We start from the raw sequence: 22,585 nt of genomic DNA on the forward strand, positions 1-22,585 counted from the left end.
ACCTGCGCCAGCGCAGCGTCGCGCCCCCCAACCGCCCCCCCGACCCCGACCCCAGCAGCCGCCGCAGGCGACCCCCGACCCCGACCCCGACCGCTCGTCGCTGCGTCGCCGTGCGCGAACTGCCGTAGAAATGGTGAGACTCGACAGGCGCCGCGCATGTACAGTGGGGCCATGCCTACACATCGTGATCTCAAGGTCTGGCAGCTCTCCAACGCACTGGCGGTGCGCATTCACGAGCTCACCCGCGGCGTCTCGGTCGAGTCCGGAGCAGACCTCGTCGACCAGGTACGACGCGCGTCCCTGTCCATTGGCGCCAACGTGGCCGAAGGGCGCGGGCTTCGGACCAACGCGCAGTTCCGCCGACACCTCGATATCTCACTCGGGTCCGCAGCAGAAACCGATGCACACCTGGCCGCGCTGCTCGATCGCGACGCGCTCTCCGCACGCGACGTCTTCGACCTTCGCGACCAGCTCGCAACGATTCAGCGCATGCTCGTCGCTCTGCGCAACAGCCTTCCCGCCGCTGATCGCCCCCCGACCCGCGCCAGCGCAGCGTCGCGCCCCCCGACACCAGCCGAGGCCGCGACCGCCCCACCGCAGCCGACCCCAACCCGCGCCAGCGCAGCGCCGCGCTCCCCCAGACGCTGACCCCGACCGGCGCTGCCGGTCCCCGCGCCCAGACGTCGCCCCAGACACCGACCAAACCCGGGCCCCGCCACGACCCCGACCGGGGTTCAGACCCCGACCGCCGTGGCAGTGCCCCGACTGCGGTGGCTGTACCCCGACTGCGGTGGCAGTGCCCCGACCCCAACCACCCCAGACTGCCATTCCCGCCTCACGGCCACGGCCACTCAGTCGTCGTCACCCTCGACGTCATCACCGTCGTCAACGGCCGACTGGCCATCGGCCGTGCCATCGGTTTCCGTCCGACGGCGCTCCTCAGCCGCACGCAGCCGACGGCCCCCGCGCCGTCCCCGACGGCGCTTCCGCTTCGGCGCCTCCCCCGCCTCGCCGCCCGCACTCGCCCCCGCCTCGCCGGCCTGTACCGGCACCGCCGGTGCCGTGCTTTCCGCAGCCGCCTCGCCTACCGACTCCGCGACCATCTCGGCCAGTGCCGGCGCCCCCTCCAGCAACTGCGCCACCGTGAACGCCTCGAACTCCATCGTGTCGAGCATCGACATCGACTGCGGTTCGAGTTCCGCCATCGCCGCCGCCGTTTCGATCGCGTATTCCGCCGTCGACGCCGCGAGTCCCCGCTCCTCCGTGCCCCCGCTGTGCTCCGCCCCTCCCATCTCCCCCTTGAGCTCGGCCAGCGGCACGACCCGCGTGTCCCCGTCGACCGTGCGCAGCGTGACCCGCTCGTTGAAGATGTCGCAGGCGATCACCTTCTCCTCGCCGCGGGTGGTCAGCAGAATCTTCCCTTCCTTCGGGAAGCGCCGGCGACTCTGCACATAGAACTCGTGCTCGTAGCGCAGGCAGCACATGAGCCGCCCGCACGCGCCGGAGATCTGCTGCGGATTGAGCGACAGCTTCTGGTCCTTGGCGACCCCGAGATTGACCGGACGCAGATCCGGCAGCCAGCTCGCCGAGCAGTACTCGCGACCGCAGCGTCCGACGCCGCCCAGACGTTTCGCCTCGTCACGGACGCCGATCTGCTTGAGTTCGATGCGCGACTTGAAGAGGGCGGCCAGGTCGCGCACCAGCCCGCGGAAATCGACCCGCCGGTCGGCCGTGAAGTAGATCGTGAGCTTGCGGCGATCCCACTGCCACTCCGCGTCCGTCAGCTTCATCACCAGGCCGTTGGCCTTCACCCGCTCCATCGACATGCGGCGCGCCTGTTCGTTGTCGGCCGTCAGCTCGCGGTCGAGGCGTTCATCGTCGGCCGTGGCCAGCCGCAGCGCCTTGCGCGGCGGCGGGGCCGTGCCGCAGCCGTGCGCGCACCCCGCGCAGCGTACTTCGGCAAGTTCGCCTGTGGCGTGGACCCGACCGAAGTCTTCGCCGCGGTCGGCCTCGACGATGACGCCGGCGCGCAGCGGGGGCGGCGCGTCGCCGTCCCACGAGAAGAACTCCTTCCGGTTGCCCCGGAATGCGACCTCGATGAGATGCGACACGCCGCGGGCCGCTATTCGGTGAACTGACCCATGCGCAGGAACTTCTCACGGCGGCGGCGCACGAGCTTGTCCGGCTTGAGGCGGCGCAGCTCCTCGATGTTGCGCACGAGCGCATCGCGCAGCGACTTGGCCGTGGTCAGGTGATCGGAGTGCGCCCCGCCGGCTGGCTCCTTGACGACCTCGTCGATGATCCGCAGTTCGAGCAGGTCGGTGGCGGTGATGCGTAACGCCGACGCCGCCTTCTCGCGCATCTCGGGGCTCTTGCCGTCCTTCCACAGGATGGCCGCGCAGCCTTCCACCGAAATGGTGGAGTAGACCGAGTTCTCGAGCATGAGCACGCGGTCGGCCACGCCTAGCGCCAGGGCGCCGCCCGACCCGCCTTCGCCAATGACGGTGGCCACGATGGGCACCTGCAGGTTGCTCATCTCGAGGAGGTTGCGCGCGATCGCCTCGCTCTGGCCGCGCTCCTCGGCGCCCAGCCCCGGCCACGCCCCTGGCGTGTCGATGAAGGTGATCACCGGCACCTGGAACTTCTCGGCCAGCTTCATGAGGCGCAGCGCCTTGCGGTAGCCCTCGGGGTGGGGCATGCCGAAGTTGCGCTTGAGATTCTCCTTCGTGTCGCGGCCCCGTTCGTGGCCGATGACCATGACCGTTTCCCCGTCCAGTCGCGCCCAGCCGGCCATGATGGCCGCGTCCTCGCGGAACAGGCGGTCGCCGTGCAGTTCGATGAAGTCCGTGAAGGCGTGCCGGATGTAGTCCGACGTGAACGGACGGCGCGACATGCGCGCCACCTGCACCCGCTGCAGCGGCGTGAGATTCTGGTAGATCTGCACGCGCACCTCACCCAGCTTCTGCTCGAGCGGGGCGATCTCGCGCGTCACGTCGATGGACTGGTCGGCAGCGAGTCGCTTGAGCTCCTCGATCTGCTTTTCGAGTTCCGCGATGGGGCGCTCGAACTCGAGAACAGGGGCAGCAGCCATGGCTATCCTGGAAAGCTCACGTGCCGCTCGTCAGCCACCCGTGCGCACCAGGCGCACGCGGTCGGCGCCAAGCAGCGCGCGAAGGTCGGAAAGAATTGCGGGGGATGCCGTGACCGTCAGCGACCTCGACCGGAAGCGGACCGCCCGCCCGTTCGCGTCGCGCCAGTGCAGCTCGAGTGGAGCCGATCCTTCGTGCGACTCCACCTTCGCGCGGACATCCTCCATGATTGCGGCGGGGAGATCGAGCCCAGGAGCCAGGTCGATCGCCACCGCCACGTCCCCACTGGCGCGCACCTCCTCGAAGCGCGTGACTCCGTCCACGATGAACGTGGCGTTTTCGACGCCCTGATCCTTCTTGGAGTAGCCGCCCTTGAGCAGGAGAGGTACGTCGGGGCGCACCCGCTCCGCAATGACCCCCCACGCTTCCGGAAAGACCAGCACCTCGGAAGATCCGGAAAAATCCTCGACTGTCAACCGGGCAAACTCATTCCCGGAGCGCTTCGAGATCTGCTTCTTGATGGCGGTGACCACCACCCCGATGGTGACCGCCTCGGGGACCCAGGTGCCCAGCTGGGCCACGGTGTGCGAGGCGAAGAGTTCGCACTCCGTTCGGTATTTTTCCAGCGGGTGACCGGAGATGTAGAACCCCAGCAGCTCCTTCTCGCGCTGCAGCCGCTCACTTTCCATCCATGGCGGCGTGTTGGGCAGGGTGGGTGCCCCCGAGGGCCGGTGCGCCTCCTCCGCGGGGCCCCCCAGCAGATCACCGAACAGCGAGACCTGGCCCTTCTCCGCCTCCTCCTGCTGCAGCGTGGCCTCGCTCATGGCGGCGTCGAGCGCCGCCATGAGCTGCGCCCGGTGCCCCCCCAGGCCGTCGCAGGCCCCGGCGGCAATGAGCGCCTCGAACACCCGCTTGTTGAACACCCGCAGGTCCACGCGGGTGCACAGGTCGTACAGGCTGGTGAAGGGGCCATCGGCGCGCGCCGCCAGCAGCGAATCGATGGCGCCGCGCCCCACGTTGCGGATGGCGCCCAGGCCGAAGCGAATGCGCCGGTCGCCCACCACGGTGAACCGCCACCCCGACTCGTTCACGTCCGGTGCCAGCACCTCGAGCCCCATTTCGCGGGCTTCGGCGATGTACTTGATGACCTCTTCGGTCTTCCCGATGTTCGACGACAGCAGCGCCGCCATGAACTCGGCGGGATGGTGCGTCTTGAGGAAGGCCGTGTGGTACGCGACGACCGAGTAGGCGACGGAGTGGCTGTTGTGAACGACGATGTCGTTCGCCACGAAGTTGTGCGTGTCGGCGATTTCGAGGTCGTAGGTGCGCTGCTCGCCAGCGGCCTCGATCGACACCACGCGGTCCCACAGGACGTCGTTGTCGCCCAGCCGCTCGAGCGCCGCGTCACCGAAGTACTGCGCCAGTCGATTCACCACGCCCCGCGTGAAGCCGATCTTTGCCGGGTTGGTCCCCACTGGATAGAGGTCCCGCGCCGAGACGTCGGCCCCCTGTTCCACCGCGGCCCAGGTATCGCCCCGACGCGACTTCGCCGCACGCGCCAGCTCGCGGACGGGACCGACCGGTACCAGATCCTTCGAGGGTCCCTGCATCGCGGTGACCGGCATCGCCGCCATGGTCGCACGCTTCGCGGGCGCGACCAGATGCACGCCCACGCGTTCGGCGAACGGGCGAAGGTTCTCCGCGCCCGTGACGAACACCTGATAGCCGACGCGTGGACCGCGCGCATAGCCGAACGTCACCTCGCGCACGCGTCCGAGGATGCCCAGCCGCAGCAGGAGATGCTGCACCTGCTGCGCGAGCCGCTTCGAGGCCGTGGCGTAGTAGGCCGAGCGATCCTCGGCGTTCACGTGGCCGTCGCCATCCCACATGCGACCCAGCAGCACGTCGATCTGCTCGTCCGGCAGGGCGAAGGCCGCAGCAGGGACCTCCTTGTTTGCTGCGGTTTTGCCGAGCAGACCCAGACGGCGCGCCCACTCGAAAATCCCGTTCGGCTGGGCACGATCCACGCGTCCGGTGTAGATCGAGGCCGTACCCTTGTGGGTCGTCCGTGTACACCGGACGTTCTCGAAGCGCTCGGCGGCGTCGACGAAGTCGCCGACCGACGTCTCGTCTTGGTTGTAGTAGTACACGCCACTCGGGTGGCCGAGATTCCCCTCGGCCAGCAGATGCCCCAGCGCGATGACTTCGTGTTCCGGCCACGCGGTGCGGGGGCCGCTCGGCAACGTGCGAGGGACGGCGATGTGCTCGCCGACCGCGATCGCGTCGAGGTTGCGCCACCCGTCGATCATCAGGAACGGGTGGTTGCCCGTGGCCACGATCTCGCGCCCCGACTCCGTGCGCAGGCGAAACACCGGCTTGACGCCGTTGTCCATCACGTCGAGCACGTGCCCATGCGTCAGACGGAGAGAGTCCACGTCGCAGGTGGCCACGGCACGCAGGGTGGCGCACTTCTCGTACACGTCGGCGATACGCACCAGCTGGCCGGTCGCCGCGTCATAGATCTCCGTCTCGCCGACCAGGCACTTGTTGAATCCGTACCGCCCGAACGTTTCGATCTGGCCGGCCAGCTCCTCGATGATCTTCTTGTCGTACCCCTTGGCGATCGCCTTCTCGGTGAACTTGCCCAGCTCCTTCCTGATCAGCTCCGCGTCCTTCTTGCCCACGGCCTTGCGCAACACGTCGGCTTCGGCCAGCGAGATGCCCGCCAGCACCTGGGCGATACGCATCACCTGCTCCTGATAGGTGATGACGCCGTACGTGTTGGACAGAATGGGCTCGAGCTCCGGCAGCGGATACACCGTGGGCTCTTCCCCGCGCTTGCGGCGGATGTACACGTTGTGCATGCCGGCGTCGAGCGGCCCCGGGCGCAGCAGGGCGTTCGACGCTACGAGGTCGTCGAAGCGGTCGCAGCGCATGCGCTTGAGCACGTCGGTGGCCAGCGCACTTTCAAACTGGAACACGCCGCCGGTGCGGCCGGCGCGCAGCACCTGGTACGTCTTCTCGTCGGTGAACCCCCGCTCCTCGAGCGTGACCTCCACGCCGGTGCGCTGCTTCACCGCCTTGATCGTGTCGGTGATGACCGTGAGCGTGGTGAGCCCCAGAAAGTCCATCTTCAGCATGCCGGCCTTCTCCAGCGCCGTCATGTCGTACTGCGTCACGATCACGCGCTCGTCGCCGGCCCCCCCCGAGCCCTTGGTGGACTGCGTGCAGATGGGCACGAACTCGTCCAGCGGGCCCGGCGCAATGACCACCCCGGCGGCATGCACCCCCGTATGGCGGGACAGCCCTTCCAGCTTCACCGCAAAGTCGAGCAGCTGCCGGTACCGTTCGTCGGTCTGGTAGAACTGCTTGACCTCCGGCACCTGCTCGATGGCTTCGGCCACCGTGAGCGAGTGGTTGGGCGCGTTGGGAATGAGCTTCGCCAGCGCATCCGTTTCGGCCGGCGTGAACCCCAGCGTGCGCCCCACGTCCTTCACCGCCGCGCGCGACTTCATCGTGCCGAAGGTGACGATCTGCCCCACGCTGTCCTTGCCGTACTTCTGCCGTACGTAGTCGATCACCTCGCCGCGCCGCTCGAAGCAGAAGTCGACGTCCACGTCGGGCATGCTCACGCGCTCCGGATTCAGGAAGCGCTCGAAGAGCAGGTCGAACTCCAGCGGGCAGACATCGGTGATCTTCGTGGCATAGGCCACGAGCGACCCGGCCGCCGACCCGCGCCCCGGTCCCACCGGAATGCCGCGGTCGCGTGCCGCCTTGATGAAATCGGCGGTGATGAGGAAGTAGCCCGCGTAGCCGGTCTTGGTGATGACCCCGAGCTCGTAGTCGAGCCGCTCCTGCACCTCGGCCGGCAGCGGATCGCCGTAGCGCGCCTTCGCACCGTCGGTAGCGAGCTGCACCAGCAGGTCGTTCTCCGTCGCCACGCCCTCCGGCAGCGGGAAGTTCGGCACGTAGTACTGCTTCGCGAACTGCACGTCCACCGCGTCGGCAATGGCCAACGTGTTCGTGAGCACATCCTCACGGCCGGGGAAGAACGGACGCACCTCGTCGGCACTCTTGAAGTAGAGGCCGTCGTCGTACTTCATGCGGTCCTTGTCGTTCCGGTCCTTCCCCAGGCCGATGCACAGCAGCACGTCGTGCGCGTCGTGATCCTCGTGCGTGAGGAAGTGCGCATCGTTGGTGGCCACGACCGGCAGGCCGAGGTCATCGGCGAGGCTCAGCACCTTGGCATTGAGCCGGCTCTGCCCCTCGCTCGTGTGCGCCTGCACTTCCAGGAAATAGCGCCCCGTGAACAGCTCGGCGTACCAGGCGGCGGCCTCCCGCGCCTCGTCCATGCGGTCGTCCAGCAGGTGCCCCGCCACCTCCCCCGCCATGCAGGCCGAGGTCACGATGAGCCCCTCGGAATACTGCGCAAGCAGTTCCCGGTCGATGCGCGGCTTGGTGTAGAACCCCTCGGTGTAACCCAGCGACGTGAGCTTCGTGAGGTTCTTGTAGCCTTGCAGGTCGCGCGCGAGCAGCACCAGGTGATAGTAGGGCTTCACGCCGGGCGCCGGTCGGCCACGCGTGCGCCGGTCGCCGGGGGCCACGTACGCTTCCATGCCCAGAATGGGCTTCACGCCGGCCTTCTTCGCCTTCTCCTGGAACTCCCAGGCGGCATGCATGTTACCGTGATCGGTGATCGCCAGCGCCGGCATTTCGTAATGCTGGGCGCGCTTGATCAGATCATCGATACGATTCGCCCCGTCGAGGAGCGAATATTCGGAGTGGCAGTGCAGGTGAACGAACGACATGACCCCGAATGATACCTCAGCCGGTTGACCCGCGGCAGGACTTGCGGATGTACCTCAGGACACAGTGGCGGCGGCTGCTCAAGCAGCTCGGCGCGGTCAGCGCGCTTCTGCTGGTGGCGTTCCTCGGATTGACACCGATGGGCTGCTACCTGTCGCGCGCGGCATACGAAGAAGCCCGCATCCTGGCCCGTCGCCAGCCCATTCCCCGGCTCGTGGCGCGCGAGTCCACGGAGCCGGCGTTGCGCGCCAAGTTGGCCCTCGTGCTCGAAGCCCGGCAGTTCGCGGCCGATTCGCTGCGCCTCAAGGTCGAGGAAAGCTTCACCACATTCTCGCCGCTCGATCGGGACACGCTCGTGCTCGTGGTGTCCGCGGCGTACCCCGACCGTCTCGAGCGCAAGACCTGGTGGTTCCCCGTGGTGGGGCGGTTTCCGTACAAGGGCTTCTTCGATTTCTCGGAGGCACGGAGAACGGCGGAGGCACTGAGTGCCGAGGGGTACGATGTCACGGTGGGTCCCGCCAGCGCCTTCAGTACGCTGGGATGGTTCAACGACCCGCTGGTGAGCACCACGGTGAAGGCGGACAGCGTCACGCTGGTGAACACGGTGCTGCATGAACTGCTGCACACCACCTTCTTCGCCAAGGGGCAGGTGAGCTTCAACGAAAGCTTCGCCACCTTCGTGGGGGGACGCGGCGCCGAGCACTTCTTCCGGGCCCGCGGCGACAGTGCGCTGCTGCGCCGGGCGCAGGACGAATGGCACGATGATCTGCTGCTTGGGGCCTTCTGGGAGCGCACGGCACAGGAAATCGACAGCGTCTTTTCGATGCTGCCCGATTCAGCGCGGACCCCGCGCATTGCGGCGCGTGACACGGTGTACACGCGCGCCCGGCGTCGCCTCGTCGACTCCGTGGGGCCGCAGCTCCGCACCTATCCCGCCGGCTGGGTGGAGCGCGTGCCGCTCAACAACGCCGTGCTCATGTCCCGGCGCGTGTACGCCGAGCGGCTGGATCGGTTCGATTCGGTCTACACCGCGAGCGGTGGCAACATTCGCGAGGCAATCCGGCGGGTGATTGCGGCGCACCGGGATTCCGTGTCGCGACGAGATCGTTGAACAGCTCGTCGGAGCGTACGGAGCCACGGAGGCTCGGAGAACCGCAATCGTTGATCTATCTCCGTGCCTCCGTGACTCCGTGGCCTCCCACGAGCAGTTCCCCCACCCGCCGAACGACTATTTCTCCGGCAGCAGTACGAAGCGCGCCCGATTCTCCTCACTGAGGAACTTCCGCGCCGCCGCACTCAGCGACTCGGCGGTGAGGCCGTTGACGAGCGTCAGGTAATCGCCCAGCGTGTCCAGCGCATCGCCGTGCTCCACGCGCGTGCGGATGGTATTGAGCCAGTAGCCGTTCTGCTTCTGCTGCACCTCGAGCTCACGCCGCTGCTGCTCCTTCACCCGCTCCACCTCGGCCGCCGTGGGCGGCGCACTGCGCAGCCGGGCGATTTCCTCGCGCACGGCGGCATACATGGTGTCGGCCTGCGCCGGGGCAGAGCCGTACTGAATGGCCACCTGCCACTCCTGGCGGATGCGACGCGAGAAGGCGGTGTTCACGCTCACCGAGTACGTGCCGCCCAGTGCCTCGCGCAGCCGCTCGAGCAGCCGCATCTGCAGCAGCTCACCCAGCGACGACAGGGCGTGCGCATCCGTGCGCGTCCAGGGTGCCGCCCCCGCCAGCAGCACGACACTCTGGCTCTGCGGGGCAATGCCCTTGCGCACGGCCTTGTCGATCACGCCGCTGAACTGCCGGGGGCCCGCATCCCGCGGGGCTTCCCGCCGATTGCCGGCCGGCAGCGCCCCCAGCCACTGCTCGGCCAGCGGCTTGAGGGCTTCGGGCGTCACGTTGCCCACGAAGAGGAAGGTGAAGTCACCGGCATCGCGGAAGCGATCGCGGTAGATGCGCAGCAGCTCCGTCAGGTCGAGCTCCCGCAGCATGTCCGCCGAGAGAGGCCGAGCGCGGGGATGCCCCATGGCCAGCGTCTGCTGGATCGTGTCGCCGAACACCGCCGCCGGATTGGCGTCCTTGTTTTTCAGGAACTGCTCGAACTGCTGCAGCTGCGCGGCAAACACCGTGCTGTCGGCACGCGGGGCGGTGAAGCGCAGGTACAGCAGCTGCATGAGCGTCTCGAGATCCTTCGGGCTGGCCGCGCCCGACATGCCTTCGCTGAGGTCCGCAATGCTCGGCTGCGCGGTGGCCACCTTGCCCGTGAGCTTCTTGCGCAGGTCGATGGCGGAGAACTCGCCCACGCCGCCCGCGGCGATGATGGCCGGGGCGAGGGAGGTCTTGAAGGCATCGGCATCCTCCACGAGGCTTGCCCCGCCGGGGCTGAACGCCGACACCAGAATCTGGTCGGCGTTGAAGTCGGTGGGCTTGATGAGCACGCGCACCCCGTTGGCGAGCGTCCACTCCGTAATGCCGGGCCCCGGGATCAGTCGCTCACTCACCACGCGTCCCGGCGTGGGCACGGCGGCCACCAGCGCCCCCTCGGCAACGCGCTCCGTCCACGGCGTGATGGTCGCGGCCACCACCGCACCGAAGGCCGCGCGGATCTCCGCTTCGGTGGGCACGGCCAGCCCGGGCTTGTCGGGCACACTCACCGCCACCACGCGATTCGCGGCCCCGGCGCGCAACGCCGACACCGCGTTCACCTCGTCCAGCGTGATGGCCGGGAGCAGTCGCTGCACCGCGGCGTATTCGAAGGCAATGCCGGGCGCTCCCTCGCCTGTGAGGAAGTGGTTCACGTACTCGTCCACGAAGGCCTCGCTGGCCGACTTCTCCCGCTCCGCGAAGGCCCGCTCGTAGGCGCGCAGGGTGCTCGTGCGCGCGCGTTCCAGCTCGGACGCCAGGAAGCCGTGGCGCTGCACCCGCTCGGCCTCGATGAGTACGGCCTGCAGGGTTTCCACGAGGCGCCCTTCCTTGGCGCCGGCGTCGAGCGACACGATTTCGCTGCCGCGCACGAAGGCCCCACTGCTGGCGCCGGCACCGGTGAAGGGCGCCTCCGGCTTGAGCGCCAGCTCCTGCAGGCGCTGGTTGAGCATGCCGTTGTACAGCTGCTCCACCAGGTCGCGCCGCAGGTCGCCCACCGTGCGCGTGGCCTGGGCGGGCCGCTTCCACAGCACGCTCACGCTCGAGGTGGTGAGTTCGGCATCGGCCGCGATGGTCACGAGCGTGCTGTCGTGCCCCGGCACGGCGGCCTGGGGGCGTACGCGTGCCGTGGGGCGCGCGGGGATGGGGCCAAAGGTCTGGCGAATGATGCGCTCCACCCGCGCCGGTTCCGCATCGCCCACCGCCACGACGGCCATGAGGTCGGGGCGGTACCAATCGCGCCAGAACCGCCTGAGCGGTCCCGGGTTGGCGCCTTCCAGGATGTCCGGCTTGCCAATGGGCAGGCGCTCGGCGTAGCGCGAGCCGCGGAAGATCACCGGGAACTGCTGGTCGCGCAGCCGCTCCCCTGCGCCAAGGCCATCGCGCCATTCCGACAGCACCACGCCGCGCTCAGCCACCACGTCGCTGCTGTCGAAGCGGATGCCGCTGGCCACATCGCCAAGAAAGCGGAAGCTCTTTTCCAGAATGCCCGCGCTGTCGGTAGGCACCGGCAGGATGTAGACGGTTTCGTCGAAGTTCGTGTACGCGTTGAGGTCGGCGCCGAATCGTACGCCAATCCCTTCGAGGTACGTCACGATGTCGTTCTTCGCGAAGTTGGTCGTGCCGTTGAACGCCATGTGCTCCACGAAGTGCGCCAGCCCGCGCTGGTCGTCGTCCTCGAGAATGGAGCCGGCGTTCACGACAAGCCGCAGTTCGGCCCGCTTTTCCGGTTTCGTGTTCTGCCGGATGTAGTACCGGATACCGTTGGGCAGCGTCCCCACCTTCACCGCGGGGTCCATGGGCAGCGACGCCGTGAGGGCAAAGGAATCGCGCGGGGCAGCGGCCCTGGTCTTCGCGGCGGGCTGCGCGTGCAAGGCACAGGGCAGGGTGAGCGCCACCAGGGCGGCTGCGCGACGGAGGGCGGGGAACGTCATGCGAGTCTCTGGGGTCGTGGTGAGCATCGGGGGGAAGCTAAGCCGCTCCGCGTCTTCCGTGGCCGGCCGTTGCGCCGCTACCCCCCGCCGCTTCCGAACGTGCCCCGCAGCAACGCGCGCAGGTCCATGATGGGCTCGATGAGAGGCGACCTGGAGCACGAGGGGCCGTCATCGTCAAAACCAAGGGAGAGAAACGGTATAGTAGAAAGAGTAGATATGGACTAGTATAACCAAAGCAAACGGTATGGAAATATTGGTAGAAATGGCATAGCTTCCCGGCCAGCCACGAGCGTGTGCCGCATACTGAACGACGCGCATACCCCTTTCCGCTTATGAGGTGGCCCGGTGCAAGCCAGCGAGCAGTACGGTCGACGCATCGTCGACGACGAACTCGACGAGCTGTTGACTGGTTTGCCCGCGGTCGCACTCGAAGGGCCGAAAGCCGTCGGCAAAACCGCCACGGCCATTCGCCGAGTGCAGCGTGCGCTTCGCTTGGACGTGCCGAGCCGAGCGGTGCTGGCGTCGGCAGATCCGGATGCCGCGCTGGCGGGAGATACGCCGCTGCTGATCGACGAGTGGCAGTATGTACCGGCGATTTGGGACGCGGTAAAGCGTCGCGTCGATGATGGCGTCAGACCGGGCGCATTTCTCCTCACGGGATCGGGGGCCCCGCACCAGCCGCCGATGCACTCTGGCGCCGGGCGCATTGTTACCGTGCGCATGCGCCCGCTGTCGCTGGCGGAGCGTTCGCTTGTCACCCCGACGGTCTCGCTGCGCGAATTGCTCACCGGGCAACGGAGCCCCATTGGAGGCGAGTGCGAACTTTCGCTCCCCGACTATGCCCGGGAAATCGTGCACTCGGGATTCCCCGGGCTTCGGGTGTTGAATGGGCGTGCGCATCGCGCCGCGCTGGACGGGTATCTTGCACAGGCCATCGAGCGGGATCTGGTGGAGCAGGGCGTGGGGGTGCGGAAGCCCGCCATGCTGAGAAGCTGGCTCGCCGCGTACGCGGCCGCGAGCGGCACCGTTACGTCGTTGGAAACGCTGCGGGATGTCGCGTTCATCGCGGCGGTTGGCGGAAAAGATGCCCCGTCCAAAGTCACGGCGCTTCAGTATCATGAGGCGCTCCAGCGCATGTGGCTCGTCGACCCGCTTCCGGGGTGGGCGCCCACACACAATGAATTGAGTCGGGTGGCTCAGGCGCCACGGCTGCACCTCGCCGATCCGTCGCTCGCCTGCGCTCTGCTAGGGGTGGACACGGCCGCGCTGCTCGAAGGTCGTGAGTCGCCGCTCTCGAGTACCCACACTGGCAAGAAATCCACGCCGCGCCTCGGCCCCCTGCTCGGCCAGCTCTTCGAATCGCTGGTCACGCAGTCGATACGCGTCTACGCGCAGGCGACGGAGGCGAGAGTGTCGCACTTCCGACTCCACGGTGGCAGCCGGGAGGTTGACCTGATCGTCGAGCGCCCGGATCACCGCGTCGTTGCGATCGAAGTGAAGCTCGCCAGCGCCATCAATGACGGGCACGTTGCGCACCTGCACTGGTTGCGCGCGAAGCTCGGGGAGGCCCTGCTCGACGCGGTCGTCATCTCCACTGGTAGTCACGCCTACCGGCGACCTGATGGTATCGCGGTCGTACCGGCGGCGCTTCTGGGCGTGTGAGCTGCGTCGGCTCCTCCATACCAAGCAGCCGCACGCTCAGCCGTTTCCGAACGTGCCCCGCAGCAACGCGCGCAAGTCCACCACCGGCTCGACGATCGCCCCCTCGCGCGGTCCCGGCAGCGGCTGCAGCGGTGCCGGCTCAGGTTCGCCGATGGTGACCCGCTGCATGGTCTGCCGCACGCCGGGGTCGAGAAAACGCGAGAGCTGGGAGTAGGCGAAGTCGGCGCCCATGCGCGTGGCGTAGCTGTGCAGCGGATACGTCACGTAGAGTTCGTTGCGTGCGCGCGTCATGGCCACGTAGAGCAGCCGGCGCTCCTCCTCCACCTGCGCCTCGTCGTTGGCCACGCGGGCCATGGGAAAGACCCCGTCGCTGGCGTGAATGACGAACACCGCGTCCCATTCCTTGCCCTTGGCCGAGTGCACCGTGGAGAGGATGAGCGCGTCGTCCTCGTCGGTGCTCCCCACCGCCAGGTCCTGGGTGGCCGCCGGCGGCTCGAGCGCCAGGGTGGCGAGGAAGGTGGCGCGGTCGGGGTAGCCGGCGGCAATCGTCTCGAGCTGATCGAGGTCGGCCATGCGCGGTGGCGCGTCGTCGTAGGTGCCCTGCAGGATGGGGTCGTACAGCTGCCGCACCAGCCGGATGCTTTCGGCGGGGCGGTGCGGCCGGTCCTGCCGCTCCACGCGCCGCATGCCGTCGAACAGCGCCGCCACGGCCAGCAGGCCGGGCCGCGAACGCGAGGCCGCGCGCACCGCCCCGATGGCCATGGGTTCCCACTGGTGCTGCGCCAGCAGTTCGATGGCCGCGCGCGCCGTGGCGTCGCCCACCCCGGGAAGCAGCCGCAAGATGCGGTACCAGCTGACCTCGTCGCGCGGGTTCTCGAGGATGCGCACGAAGGCCAGCAGATCCTTGATGTGGGCGGCCTCGAGGAACTTGAGCCCGCCCCACTTCTCATACGGAATGCGCCGGTTGGCGAGCTCGATTTCGAGGTCGGCGCTCAGGTAGCCGGCCCGGAAGAGCACCGCCATTTCGCGCAGCGGCGTGCCCTGCTCGTGCAGTTCGAGCAGGCGGTCCACCACGAACGCCGTCTGCATGGCCTCGTCGCGGACGGTCACCAGCCACGGGGCCTCGCCGCCGTCGCGCTGGGTGAAGAGCCGCTTGGAATAGCGCTCGGTGCTGCGCGAGATGAGCACGTTGGTGCTCTCGAGAATGGGCGCCGTGCTGCGGTAGTTCTGCTCGAGCGTGACGATGCGCGTGCCGGGAAACTGCCCCGGGAAGTCGAGGATGTTGCGGATGGTGGCGCCGCGGAAGGCATAGATGCTCTGGGCATCGTCGCCCACCACGGTGAGGCGGCCGTTGGTGCAGAGGCCGCGCAGGATGCGCGACTGCAGCGGGTTGGTGTCCTGATACTCGTCCACGAGCACGTGGTCGTAGAGGGCCCGCATCTGCTGGGCAATGGGCGGCGCCTGCTCCAGGAGCAACGCCCACGAGAGCAGCAGGTCGTCGTAGTCGAGCAGGTTGCGGTCGGTCTTGCGCCGCACGTAGTCGGTGAAGCAGCGCTCGATATCGCCGGTCCAGCTGAGGAAGTGCGGCCACTGCCCGCCGAGGATGTCCGCCACCGCCTGCCCCGTGTTCACGTGGCGTGAGTAAATGGAGAGCAGCGTTTCGGCGCGCGGGAAGCGCGGAGCGCCGCGGGGGGCATTCTTGAGGTCCCCGTAGCCCAGCGCCGTGCGGGCGAGCCCCATGAGGTCGCCGGCATCGCCCTGGTCGAGAATGGTGAAGTCGGCCGGGAGGCCCGCCGCCGGCCCGAAGCGGCGCAGCAGGCGGTGGGCGGTGCCGTGGAAGGTGCCGCCCTGCACCTGCCGCGAATCGGCGCCGACCAGTCGCTCGCAGCGGCTCACCATTTCCTGCGCCGCGCGCCGGGTGAAGGTGAGCAGCAGGATGCGGTGGGCGGGGACCCCGCGTTGGATGAGCGCGGCCACGCGGTGAATGAGGGTCCGCGTCTTGCCTGATCCGGCACCGGCGACGATGAGCAGGGGGGTGTCGCCATGGCTGGCCGCATCGGCCTGGGCGGCATTGAGCGCCGGCCCCTCGGGTGCCGGGGGCGGCGGGACGACCCGGCGGGCCGGCAGTGGCGTGTGAACGCGGGGGAGATCGTCGGCCATCCCCGAAGATATGCAGAAGACGGGCCCCGGAGACAGCGGCGGTGACGCGCCACGCCTGTCCGGGGTACGGCAGCGACCGGGCGGGACGTGGCGGGACCTGGTGGGAGCGCGGCAGGAATTGCCCTGGTGCCGGGTCCGTGACGTCCGCGGGGGGGGCGGCGTCTTCGTCTCATCAGGTACCGTTCCGGAGCGCGGTGCGGGTTTTCTACGGGTTGCGATGTGGATAACTCGGCGGAACGGGGGCAACGTGGTAACATTGTGACAGGCGACAGGAAACGCGGGGGATCTCGGCGGCTTGACCGTGCCGCCGATCACCCCTAGTTTCCGCGCTTGCTATTGTCGCGAGGAGTGTGTGCGTCACCCTACCCTTGGGTGAGCGCTCCACGGCTGGTGTGCAATAGGAGAGGGGCCCGCATGCTGGCGGAGCTTGGACCGTCCAGCTGGTGGGGTAGGGCTGCTGCCGTGGGTACGGCAGCGGGCAGGTCTTCCGGGCATCACGCGGTATCTGCACGACGCTGAACTCCCTTCGGCCGCTCCCCGATTCGAGATCAGGTCCTCTGCACGTGCGGTGTTGATGAGGCGGTCGCCGACCGGCGGCGCCTACCACAGCAGGTCTGTTGTTGCGCGGGTACCCGACCCACGCGACGGCAACTACCTCCACTACCTCGCAAGAGGGGGATGAATGCAACTCTTTTCTCGGAACAAGGCGCTCGCTGCCCTGAGCCTCGGTGCCCTCGCGGCGCTCGGTGCTTGCGGTGACGACGTCACGGTGCCCGTAGCACCGGCGGCTCCGGTGGTCATCTCGATCACCCCGCCGAGTGCGTCGATGAACGTCGGCGAGGCGCTCAACTTCGCCGTCCAGATCTCGGGCGGCAGCACGACGGCTGCGCCGACGCTGTCGTCCTGCACGTCCAGCAATGCCGCCGTGGCCACGGCCGCGGTGCAGGGCTCGGCGTGCCGCGTGACCGCGGTCGCCGCGGGTAACGCCACGGTGACGGCGGCTGCCTCGACCGGTCAGGTCGCGGCGGCGTCGGTTACGGTGTCGGCCCCGACGCCGGCCATCACGTCGCTCGCGGTGTCGCCGTCGGCGGCGCAGCTCGGCGTTGGCCAGTCGGTCACGCTGGTCCCGACGGTGCAGCCGGCTGGCCGCACGGTCACGTACACCTACGCCACCTCCTCGGCCGCCACGGCGACCGTGAGCGCGGCGGGTGTGGTGACGGCGGTGGCTCCTGGTGTCGCCACCATCACGGTGACGGCGGCGGGTTCAGGCGCGGGCTTTGCCAACGCCAGCATCCAGCAGGCGGTCACGATCACGGTGTCCGAGCGGACGCCTGGCCTCACGGCGCTCAACGTGCAGCCGGCCACGGTTGCGCTCGCGCTGGGTGGCACGCAGGCGCTGACCGCGTCGGTCCAGGGCCCGCGCGCTTCGGCCGCGACCATCACGTACGGCACCAGCGCCCCGTCCATCGCGACGGTCAGCGCCATGGGTGTCATCACGGCGGTCGGTCAGGGTACGGCGGTGGTGACGGTGACGGCGCAGAGCACGCAGGATGGTGCGTTCGCGGCCTCGTCGGTCACGGCCCTCGTCCCGGTCACGGTCTCGCCGAACGCGCAGGTCGTGATCACGAGCCTCACGGACAACGGCAGCACGATCGACATCACGAACGTCGTCGGCCAGTTCGAAGTGAACCTCAGCGTGCAGCCGAACGGCCAGAACGTGTCGTCGGTGCAGGCATGGGTCTGCGACCCGGCCGAGACCGTGGCGCAGTGCGCCGCGCGCACCAACGGCGTGCCGGCTGCGCAGCAGTCGTTCACGGCGGCGGGCGCCCAGGCGTCGAACGTCCAGCTGTACATCAACTCGGCGGAGTTCAACACGCCGAACTTCACCACGGGTGAAGACGCGAACACGCTGTACAAGAACGGCCTCCGCACGATCGTGGCCACGCTGACCACGACCCCGTCGTCGGCCTCGACGATCGCGTCGAACAACATCTCGCAGGTGAACTTCAACAACCCGGACGGCTGGACCATCCAGTGGATGCAGCCGACCAACCGTGCCAACGATGCCAGCGGCATCACCTGGTACGGCGGTCCGAGCACGCCGGACCCGCTCGTCCCGGGCGCCACGTCGGGCGACGGCTCGTTCACGGTTGTGCCGGTCATCTACACCCCGAACCGCACCATCGCCTCGGCGACGGTTGGCTTCACCGACGGCTCGGGCAACTTTGCCTGCGGCAGCAACATCCAGGCGACGCAGCGTCCGTTCCGTGCCGCGTACGGCACGAACGCCCGCTCGACCACGCAGGGGTCGCTGTTCTTCAACTGCGGCACGCGCCCGACGCTGGCCGTCCTCGGCGCCGTCTCGGATGCGGCCGGCTACACGCCGACCGTCGTGAGCTCGATCGACAACAACAACGCGGCCGGTCCGACCAACGCCGGTATCACCCCGGCGGCGGCCACGTCGATCTACACGCCGATCAACGCGGCGGGTAACCCGGCGTTCGCCGGCCGGTTCCGCCAGTCGCTGGCGTTCCGCCCGAACACCATCTTCATCCCGGGTGACTACCGCTCGCCGGTCGTGACCAACTACGACGTGCGTGGTGGTGGCGGCACGGGCACCTTCGTCGACTCGGCGTGGGTGAACGGCACGTACTCCATGGCCGGTGGCTTCAGCAGCAGCTCGGGCAACCCCCTGCGTCTGACCGTCACCGACGGCGGCGTCGGCCTGCTCGGTTCGGGCGCGACCACGTCGGCTCGTAACACGCAGTTCCAGGTGTGCGCGTTCCCGGCCACGATCTCCACGACCGCGGCCACGACCTGCACCTCGCCGATCGCGACGGGTGGCATCACGGCCACGGTGGCCTCGATGAACATCCCGGAAGCGGCCGACCTGACCAACCGCGCCTACTTCACGCAGGTGGTGGAAACCGACCGCCTCGGCAACCGCGGTCTCTCGGTCCCCGCCACGTGGAGCAACAGCAGCACGGGCGAGGCCCAGACGCAGACGGCTGGCATCAACACCACGTCGACGTTCCCGTCGTCCTTCGGTGTTGACCTCACGGCCCCGACGGTCGTGGCCATCCCGAACACGGGCACGGGCGCGATTGCCGGCTTCACCCGTACGGACGTGGACTCGATCTACGCCACGACGGCGAGCGGCCTGAACACCGCTGGCGCGATTGCGGCGGAAGCCGCGGTCTTTGCGGTGCGCTTCACGGATAGCCGCGCCGGCTTCCCGACCTGTACGACCACCAGCACGAACTGCTTCGGCAACAACTCGGCCAACGTGCGTGGCGGTAACTTCCAGATCACCCGCCGCACGGCGCCCGCGCTCGCGAACGTGAGCAACGACGCCCTGGTCGAAAGCCTGGTCAATGGTCCGCTGTCCGCGGATCGTACGTTCCGCAACTCGATCGACGCGGGCGTGTTCAGCCTCGACAACTCGATCCGTGAGTTCTCGATCGGCCTCGGCAGCGTGGCCGGCCGCAACAACCTGACGACTGGCCTCCCGGCCAACATCGGCTCGGCGGTTGACGGTTACTACACGTTCACGGGCACGCTGATCGACCGCGCCGGCAACAGCACCACGCTGACGCAGCGCACGGTGGCCGTTGACAACTCGTCGCCTGCCATCTCGAGCCTCACCGCTCCGGCCGTCCTCACGGGTGGCAGCACGGTGACGTTCACGCCGACGGCGTCGGATCCGCTGGAAGTGATCTCGGCCGACCTGCAGCTCACCTACGGCCAGCTCGGCCGTGTGGACGGCAATGCGGCGGTGACGCTCCCGACGGGGCTGCGCTTCTGGCGCGTGCCGAACTTCGCGAGCGGCGGCAACCCGCTCCTGGGCTTCTGGCACAACCCGTTCCAGTCGCTCACGGACAACAAGCTGGCCTACGTGATCGGCGCCGGCACCACCCTGGGTGGTGGCCTCAACCTGCCGATTTCGTTCATCCAGCAGCTCATCACGGTGGACGCGTCCGACGCGCCCATCTCGCCGGCCGGCTACGCGGCGTTCACCGATGTCAAGCCGTCGGCCGCTTCGGCCCGCGTCTACGACATCCGCACGACGTCCACGCGGGCCTTCACCGACCTCGGCCGCTCGGCGGCTGCGGCCACGGTGAGCATTGGCGGCGGTCAGGTTCCGACCTCCACCAAGGACTGGACCACGTCGACGGGCGGCTCGGGCATCACCTCGTGGCAGCTGTTCAGCTCCACGGGCGGTGTGGCCGAGTTCCGCGCGACCACGTCCACGTCGGTCACCAACCCGCCGTTCACGGCGGTGCACGTGATCCGCGCCGGCACCACGGAGTGGGAGTACCTCGGCACCGCGACCTTCGCGGGTACGGTTGACCAGGGTGCGCTCCGCTTCTACCGCTACACGTTCACGTTCGCGGGCACGAACCAGGGCCAGTTCACGCAGGCTGGCCTGACCGGCGGCGACATCATCCGCGCCGTCGGTGTGGATGCCAGCGGCAACGGTCTGTCGACGCGCAACGGCCAGTTCGGTCTCGCCAACGCGATTCCGGCCGGCACGACGATCGACGCCCTCACGGCTGCGATCCCGAACGGCGGCACGAACGCGGTGGCGCTCTCGCTCACGCCGAACCCGGCTGGCGTCAGCATCGCCTACACCTGCTCGACGTCGTCGCCGTTCCTCACGGCTGCGATGACGGGTCCGGCCACCTGCACGCTGACCGCGCAGGGTACGGCGGCTGCTACGGTCAACGCTGATGTGGTCTTCACGGCCACCGGCGTCGCCGCGGGTACGAACACCAACACGATCACCCGCACGGTGACGTTCACCCGCGTTCCGTAATCACGGAGTAGGGTGACAATCAGAGGGCCTCACTCCGAAAGGGGTGAGGCCCTTCTGATTTGCCTCAAAGCTGCGATCTTACAGGCGCCCCGCGTTGCGGGGCGCCTGTGTTTCCACCCAGCCCACTACATCCCATGAAGACTTCCGTTGTCCGCCTGTTTGCTGTGCTTTCGTTCACCACCCTGGCCGCCTGTTCGGGCGATGCGGCGGGGGGCTCCCGGCTCAACAGCCTCGATGAAGGCATGACCGTGGAGCAGGCCGTTGAGGCCATGGGGCCCGGGCCGCTCACCGCCACCGGAAGCGATACGGTGCGCGTGGTGAACGGCTACCGCCGCATGCGCTACTTCCTCAACGGCGCCAACTTCGAGGTGCTGTACGCCCGTGATCTCGAGGGCAACGTCTCCGAGCCGCTGCTGCAGGCCAACGAAACCCCCGCCGTCTTCAAGGACGGCAAGCTGATGGGGTGGGGGTGGAAGTACTACGTGGAGGAAGCCATGCCCAAGTTCATGCTCCCCACCCCGCTGCGGGCCGTGGACACCATGCAGGTGTACAAGGCGGACAGCGCCAGGAAGGACAGTGCGCCCGCCCTCCCACCCGGTATGCAGACGCCGGAGCAGGCGGAGCCACCGGCCTCGCCAAAGGCGAATCCGCCGTCTGCCGCCCCCGGCTCAAAGAGCTGAGGTCACTACCGGGCAGTACCGCTGCCAGGCTACCACCCGGCAAGAAGGCGGCATAAACAGCACGGCCCCGGCGATTGCTCGCCGGGGCCGTGCTGTTTGCTCCTGCTGTTTGCTCCAGCTGTTTGCTCCCCCCGCGAGCTCACGGTGACCACCGCCGTTGGCGATGGGCACCGTGGGCCACGGCGCCTTACGGCACGTTGGCCGTGAAGGTGATGGGGCTGCCCAGAATGCTGCCCGAAACCGTAGCCGTGACGGTACGCGCACCGCTGCCGCTGGGCATGACCCATGCGCCGGACGAGGCCGAGCCGTTGGCATCGGTGACCGCGGTGACCGTGGTGCCCCCGCTGATCGTGCCGCTTCCGGTCCCGACCGCGAACGTCACGGTCACCCCGAGTACCGGGTTGTTGAACTGGTCGGTCACCCGCACCGTGGGAATCGATGTGACCGCGGCCTCCGCCGTGGCACTTTGCGTAGCCGCCGACAGCGCGGCGGCCTGCGAGGCCGCCAGCGCCGTGCCGGTGACGCGCCACGTGACGTCGGGGGTGAGCGTCAGGCCGCTGACCAGCACCCGCAGGCGGTACACGCCGGCCGTCGTGCCAATGCGCCACGACGTGAGCTGGGCCAGACCGTCGGTACCGGTGGTGCGGGTGGCACCCGTGAGTGTGTTGGTGCCGTCGAGCGACTCGAAGGTCACGGCGGCGCCGCTGACCGGATTGCCGTTGGCGTCCACCACGCGGGCGGTGGGGAGCGGCGAGATGAAGCTGTTGACCGGGAAGTTGGGCGCCACGGAGTCACCCACCACGACCACGTTGGCCGCCACACCGGCGGTGGCCGTGGCGGTGAAGGTCACGGTGGGCACGTTGATGATGCTGGCCGTCAGCGTCTGCACGCCCGCCGTGTTGCCCAGGCGCCAGCTGCCTACCGTGGCCTGACCGGCCGCGTTGCTGACCGCCGACGCCCCGGTGAGCACGCCCGTGCTGGCCGTGAAGGTCACCGTGACCCCCGCCACCGGGTTGCCGCGGTTGTCCCGCACCACCACGGCCGGGGCCACGGGGAGCAACGCCCCGGCGGTTGCCGTCTGGTTGTTGCCGGCCGAAATGGTCAGCGACGCCGGGGCGCCCGCAGTGGCCAGCGCCGTGAAGACCACCGGCTGCACGGAGAGGCCCGTGGCCGTCGCGCGCAGGGTGTTGGTGCCCGGCGTTTCGCCCAGCGTCCAGGCGCCCACCGTGGCCGTGCCGTTGGCGTCGGTTACGGGACGGCGAGCCACCGCCGAGCCACCACCGTCGATGACCTCGAACAC

Annotated in this window: 11 protein-coding genes; 5 read left to right on the plus strand and 6 right to left on the minus strand. The window is 68.6% G+C overall.

The window, feature by feature from the left end:
* Positions 1 to 171 precede the first annotated feature (171 nt).
* Entirely contained in the window at positions 172 to 648 is a 477-nt protein-coding gene (locus tag LW840_RS14865; protein ID WP_291268386.1) for a four helix bundle protein, read from the plus strand.
* 203 nt (positions 649 to 851) lie between these two features.
* On the opposite strand, the gene ricT is transcribed toward LW840_RS14865, so the two are convergent.
* Genes ricT through dnaE form a run of 3 tightly spaced genes read right to left on the minus strand, consistent with a single transcriptional unit; the run spans position 852 to position 7,897 of the window.
* Positions 852 to 2,111: a regulatory iron-sulfur-containing complex subunit RicT gene (gene ricT / locus LW840_RS14870; protein ID WP_291268385.1), complete on the minus strand. Its 1,260-nt coding sequence runs from the start codon at positions 2,109 to 2,111 to the stop codon at positions 852 to 854.
* A gap of 11 nt (positions 2,112 to 2,122) precedes the next feature.
* Entirely contained in the window at positions 2,123 to 3,091 is a 969-nt protein-coding gene (locus LW840_RS14875; RefSeq protein ID WP_291262687.1) for an acetyl-CoA carboxylase carboxyltransferase subunit alpha, read from the minus strand.
* 30 nt (positions 3,092 to 3,121) lie between these two features.
* The gene (gene dnaE / locus LW840_RS14880) at positions 3,122 to 7,897 is read right to left on the minus strand and encodes a DNA polymerase III subunit alpha (RefSeq protein WP_291277265.1); all 4,776 of its coding nucleotides are present in this window, start codon (positions 7,895 to 7,897) and stop codon (positions 3,122 to 3,124) included.
* A 47-nt stretch (positions 7,898 to 7,944) separates the two neighbouring features.
* On the opposite strand from dnaE, the gene LW840_RS14885 reads away from it, so the two are divergent.
* On the plus strand, positions 7,945 to 9,006 hold the full coding sequence (locus LW840_RS14885) for an aminopeptidase (protein WP_291277266.1): 1,062 nt from the start codon (positions 7,945 to 7,947) through the stop codon (positions 9,004 to 9,006).
* A 117-nt stretch (positions 9,007 to 9,123) separates the two neighbouring features.
* On the opposite strand, the gene LW840_RS14890 is transcribed toward LW840_RS14885, so the two are convergent.
* Positions 9,124 to 11,967: a M16 family metallopeptidase gene (locus LW840_RS14890; RefSeq protein ID WP_291277267.1), complete on the minus strand. Its 2,844-nt coding sequence runs from the start codon at positions 11,965 to 11,967 to the stop codon at positions 9,124 to 9,126.
* A 345-nt stretch (positions 11,968 to 12,312) separates the two neighbouring features.
* Here LW840_RS14890 and LW840_RS14895 point away from each other — a divergent pair, with 345 nt between their 5' ends.
* Positions 12,313 to 13,629 carry a DUF4143 domain-containing protein gene (locus LW840_RS14895; RefSeq protein WP_291277268.1) on the plus strand — a complete coding sequence of 439 codons (1,317 nt, stop codon included), beginning with the start codon at positions 12,313 to 12,315 and terminating at the stop codon, positions 13,627 to 13,629.
* Positions 13,630 to 13,665: 36 nt separating this feature from the next.
* On the opposite strand, the gene LW840_RS14900 is transcribed toward LW840_RS14895, so the two are convergent.
* A complete protein-coding gene (locus tag LW840_RS14900; RefSeq protein ID WP_291277269.1) occupies positions 13,666 to 15,789 on the minus strand; it encodes an ATP-dependent helicase in 2,124 nt (707 codons plus the stop codon).
* 682 nt (positions 15,790 to 16,471) lie between these two features.
* On the opposite strand from LW840_RS14900, the gene LW840_RS14905 reads away from it, so the two are divergent.
* On the plus strand, positions 16,472 to 20,605 hold the full coding sequence (locus tag LW840_RS14905; protein WP_291277270.1) for an Ig-like domain-containing protein: 4,134 nt from the start codon (positions 16,472 to 16,474) through the stop codon (positions 20,603 to 20,605).
* Between the two features lie 134 nt (positions 20,606 to 20,739).
* Positions 20,740 to 21,285: a hypothetical protein gene (locus LW840_RS14910; RefSeq protein WP_291277271.1), complete on the plus strand. Its 546-nt coding sequence runs from the start codon at positions 20,740 to 20,742 to the stop codon at positions 21,283 to 21,285.
* A 187-nt stretch (positions 21,286 to 21,472) separates the two neighbouring features.
* Here LW840_RS14910 and LW840_RS14915 read toward each other — a convergent pair.
* Positions 21,473 to 22,585, minus strand: a 1,113-nt coding sequence (locus tag LW840_RS14915; RefSeq protein ID WP_291277272.1) for an Ig-like domain-containing protein, incomplete at its 5' end; no start/stop codon positions are given.

Source organism: Gemmatimonas sp. (assembly GCF_021298855.1).
Lineage (GTDB): Bacteria > Gemmatimonadota > Gemmatimonadetes > Gemmatimonadales > Gemmatimonadaceae > Gemmatimonas.

Excerpts from the sequence above, each read along its gene's own strand:
- LW840_RS14865 (WP_291268386.1), top strand. The coding sequence starts at position 172 with ATGCCTACACATCGTGATCTCAAGGTCTGGCAGCTCTCCAACGCACTG.
- LW840_RS14875 (WP_291262687.1), bottom strand. The coding sequence starts at position 3,091 with ATGGCTGCTGCCCCTGTTCTCGAGTTCGAGCGCCCCATCGCGGAACTC.
- dnaE (WP_291277265.1), bottom strand. The coding sequence starts at position 7,897 with ATGTCGTTCGTTCACCTGCACTGCCACTCCGAATATTCGCTCCTCGAC.
- LW840_RS14885 (WP_291277266.1), top strand. The coding sequence starts at position 7,945 with ATGTACCTCAGGACACAGTGGCGGCGGCTGCTCAAGCAGCTCGGCGCG.
- LW840_RS14890 (WP_291277267.1), bottom strand. The coding sequence starts at position 11,967 with ATGACGTTCCCCGCCCTCCGTCGCGCAGCCGCCCTGGTGGCGCTCACC.
- LW840_RS14900 (WP_291277269.1), bottom strand. The coding sequence starts at position 15,789 with ATGGCCGACGATCTCCCCCGCGTTCACACGCCACTGCCGGCCCGCCGG.
- LW840_RS14905 (WP_291277270.1), top strand. The coding sequence starts at position 16,472 with ATGCAACTCTTTTCTCGGAACAAGGCGCTCGCTGCCCTGAGCCTCGGT.
- LW840_RS14910 (WP_291277271.1), top strand. The coding sequence starts at position 20,740 with ATGAAGACTTCCGTTGTCCGCCTGTTTGCTGTGCTTTCGTTCACCACC.